General features: G+C 57.5%; 1 protein-coding gene. It reads right to left on the reverse strand.

All coding sequences use genetic code 11. The features are described 5' to 3' along the window. Positions 1 to 4,054 (reverse strand): hemagglutinin repeat-containing protein (locus tag BVH01_RS23415; protein ID WP_256562828.1); only part of this gene is annotated, 4,054 nt, incomplete at both ends.

Here is a 4,054-nt window from a genome sequence, read left to right on the forward strand (position 1 = left end):
GCTGACGCTCTGGCGTTGGCTGGTACTACCGAAATGCGCATCGAACGTCGGCCCAGCCAGGAACTGGCTGACGGAGTCCACCGCCTTGAGCGTGCTCGATGCCTGGCTGACAGTGTTCTCACCTTTGCCGGCGCCGCTTACCGCATTCTTGGTTCGCTCGTAGTTGTGGTTAACCGTGACGCCTACACCGCTACGGTTCTGGCTCTGCTCTCTTTCGATGCTCGACTGTTCGCGAGCCGCATCGACGACGATGTCGCGCCCGGCCTTCATGTTCAGGTCGTAGCCGGCCTGCATGTCCGAGCCTTGCTGCCGGATATCGCGCCCAGCACGTACATCCAGGTCCAAACCGGCGTTGATCTGGCTGGCTGCCGCAGTCTGTTCGCTGGTACGAGTCTTGTCCTTGAGCGACTCGGCCCCGGCAAAGGCACTAACACCATTGCCATCGGAGCTCAGTTGCAAGCCAACGGTCTTGGTGTTCTTCCACGAGGTGACCTGCTCGCTGCTACTTCCTGCTACGACGTTTACGTCACGTCCTGCATCGAGGAGCACGTTTCGACCTGCGCTGACGCCGCTGCCCACGACATTGACGTCGCGCTTGGCGATCAATGAAGCATCACGCTCGGCGTTGACCTGGCTGCCCACATTGGTGGAGCTGATGATTTCCTGGCCGCTCTTCTTGGCGTTAGAAATTGTGATACCGCCAAGCCCTGCTGCATTACTGGCGGAAAGATCGAACTTCTTCTTGTACGACTCGCTGCGGCTATAGGCCTCATCATTAGCCGACACCAAGTTGATGTCACCGGTGTCATTCACCAATCCGGCGCGCAGCTCGACGTCGTTACCGGCATCTGTGGTGCTGGCACGCAGGCGAATATCGTTGCCTGCCGCGATGACCACGTCGTTGCCCGCTTCCAGTTCGCTGGCAACTTGGGTGGCGCTGGTCTTGAGCTGGCTCTTGCCGCTCTTGGAGAGGCCGAGGAAGCCGGATTTGGTTTTCTTGGAATAGGAGCCATGCTCCTCGACACCGGACAGCACGGCTACATCGCCGGTACCGCCAACCAGCAGATCATTACCCGCCGCGAGCTGGCTGCCGATGACGGTGACGTCGCGGCCACCCTCGAGATTCAGGGCGCCACTGGCAGCCTTGCTGGTGTTGATCGTCAGGTCGTTGCCCGCCTCAATCACCGAGGCGATATTGGTGCTGTTGTAGCTTTCCCGCTGTTCAGTGCTGCTACGTCCGAACGAGCCCTTCTTCTTCTTGAAGTAGTAGGAGGCGCTTTCGTCTTTGGCCGAGAGCACTTGCACGTCGTTGCCGGCGTCGATATCTACATCGTTTTCAGCCCGTAATTTGCTCGCCACTACGGTCAAGTCATTGCCAGCCCCAATGCTCAGGTTGCCACCGGACTGAATGTCACTTGATTGCTGAGTGACCTGATCACGACTTTCAGTAGTTTTCTTGCTCCGCGAAAGGAAGCTGCTTTCATTCGCCGCCGATGAAATGACAATATCTCGGCCTGCAGTAAGTCCAACATCCTCTCCCGCCTTGACCTTGCTACCCACCACCAGAAGATCGCGCCCGGCTTTGGCTTGAAGATCGCCGCCAATCTGCACATCGCTGCCATGCTGCGTGACTTGTGATTGAGTGATTCTGGTTTTCTTATACTGAGCGTTGGAGCTGTCGACTTCCGTCACGACCCCAAGGTTGATATCCCGTTTAGCACTCAGCGTGGCATCACCACCTGTCTTCAACACGCTACCCAGGTTATTTAGGTCTCTACCCGCGTTCAGCTCAAGGTTATTGCCGGCCTCAATTCGTGCAGCGTTATCAACCGATGCATTGCTGAAAGTGAAACGGCCGCCTTGCTCGGTATACCCAATGGAGCGCTCGTTGGTGATATCACCATTGACGGCGGTGAGGCTGACATCCTTGCCATTGATAATGCCGCCTTGGGCATTGCGAATGCTGTCCGTTGCCAGCAGTGCCAGACGATTACCCGCCTGGATCAGGCCCTGATTGCCAATAGTGTTGGCAGCTACATCGAGGTTACCGCTAGCGCGCAGGGTGCCTTTATTTGAGAGGTCGCCACCGCTGATCAGGCTGACTTCGCTACCCTGGATAAGCGCACCTGTCGGAGCAAGGCGGCCACTGGCCTGGGCAAGGTAGAGCACGGGTACCAACACTTTTTCGCCGTTCACTTCCTGCTCTTGCATCCACACGATATCGTGCGTTAACGCAGCGACCTGCTCGGCGCTCAAGCCCACACCGGGGACAAGGTTCAAAGCGTCCTTGCTGGCAATGGCGTTATCCATCAGGTAACGGTACATGGCCTCGTCGCTGTCCAGGCCAGCGATCAGGCGCTGACCGGTACGGGCAGTGACAGCCTCGCGTATCAAGCGCTGCTCATAAAGCCCGTCTCCCAGCCGCTTCTGAGCCTGATCCGGATCGAAGCCAATGCGGCTCAGCAGGTAATCGGAATTGAGAAAATTGCGCAGGTTGGCGAAAGCCGGATTGGTTTCGATCAGGTAACGATGGCTAGGGTCGGTGCTTATCTGGAACAGCCCGTTTTGTCCCAAAGGCAGGCTGAAGCCGGGTAGAACCAGCGGATCGACGGCCTGTTGCTTAACGTCCGGTGGCAGTTGCGCATTAAGGGTGGCAGCGGGTTTGACGTCGCTGCTGACCGTCGTTTGACCAGCGCGACTTGGGCCTTGCTCGATCTGCTCACCAGGGCGTAACAATGTGTTCTCGAGCGTTTTAGCTCCTGAGATATTCACTGCGCCTGTGGCTTGGATGATGGAATATACGACGTCACCGCCACCCGATGTTTTGGTGATTATCGAGCCACGAACATCGCCCACCGCTACGGCCGATAACGGCAGCGCAGCGGGGTTATAAGTGGGTGAGTTTGGATCGTGATAAGCGTTGTATCGATCAATGTCTCGCAGAAGTCCGTAGTAGAGGCTTCTGTCTTTTGAATACAGCAAAAGGTCGTAAAAACGGGTCTCGCCACCGGCAGCACCAATACTGCGGAAAGTAACAGTATCAAGATCGATATAGCCACCCGCGGAAACAGTACTGAGTTGGTTGTCGAACTCTCCGCCCACGAATCTCAGATTACCGCCTGCTATCAGACTGGAACGTGCTGAGTCCTCAGTGATCTTGAGCCCAAAAACCTCATCAACAATGTAAGAGGCTGCACAGTGGTCGCCTTTACAGTTATCGGTACCTGTCAGGGTCATACGACCACTGATCTGGCTGACCGTCGATTTAAAAATATCTTTACGATTAATTAACGACGAAGACGCCAGGCTCATATCACCCGCGCTCTCGATCGTTCCGGAGATGTTCTCCAGCGAGGCTAACTGGCCAAGCGATTCATCCCTCGCAATGCTAAGTGCACCGAGGCTGTAAATATCACCTTTGTAGTTGGTCAGCGTACCCACCCGCAGAGCTATATCTTCACCACTGAAGACCAGCCCCCGCTCGTTACGCAGCGAATCCCCCTCGATACGCAGCAGACCTGCACCGCCCAGCGTGCCGCGATTGTCGAGGCTGCCCAGCTTGAGGGACATGTCCTGGGCCGCGGTCAGGCGGCCACGGTTCAGCAGTTGGCCAGTGAGGTCGAACTGCCCAACGCCACCACTCTTGACCTGCGCATCTGTACCGAACTCGGCGCTGGCAGCCTTGAAGGTCAGATCGCCAAGGCTGCGCAGGGCGCCATTGCCTGTGTAGCTGCCGGTAAGCGTCAGGCCTAGCGTGCCATCGGTGGCGATGAGGCCGTCGTTTACCCAGCTGTCGCCGGTGGCCACGATGCTCTGCCGGGAAATCAACTGGCCGGTGCCAGTTTGGGTGAACTGACCGATGTTCAGGGTCAGGCGCTCGGCCTGCAGCTCGCTGGTGTTGGTCCAGTCAGCGGCGCTCAGGGTCAGCTCACCATTGGTGGTGAAGCGTCCGCCGGCGCCGCCCAGGTCGTCCAGGCTCAGGTCGAACCCTTGGCTGCCAAGATGACGAACCGTGCCGCCCACGTTGGTCAGTGAGCCGCTGGAGAGACTGAAG

Source organism: Pseudomonas sp. PA1(2017) (assembly GCF_001945375.1).
GTDB lineage: Bacteria > Pseudomonadota > Gammaproteobacteria > Pseudomonadales > Pseudomonadaceae > Aquipseudomonas.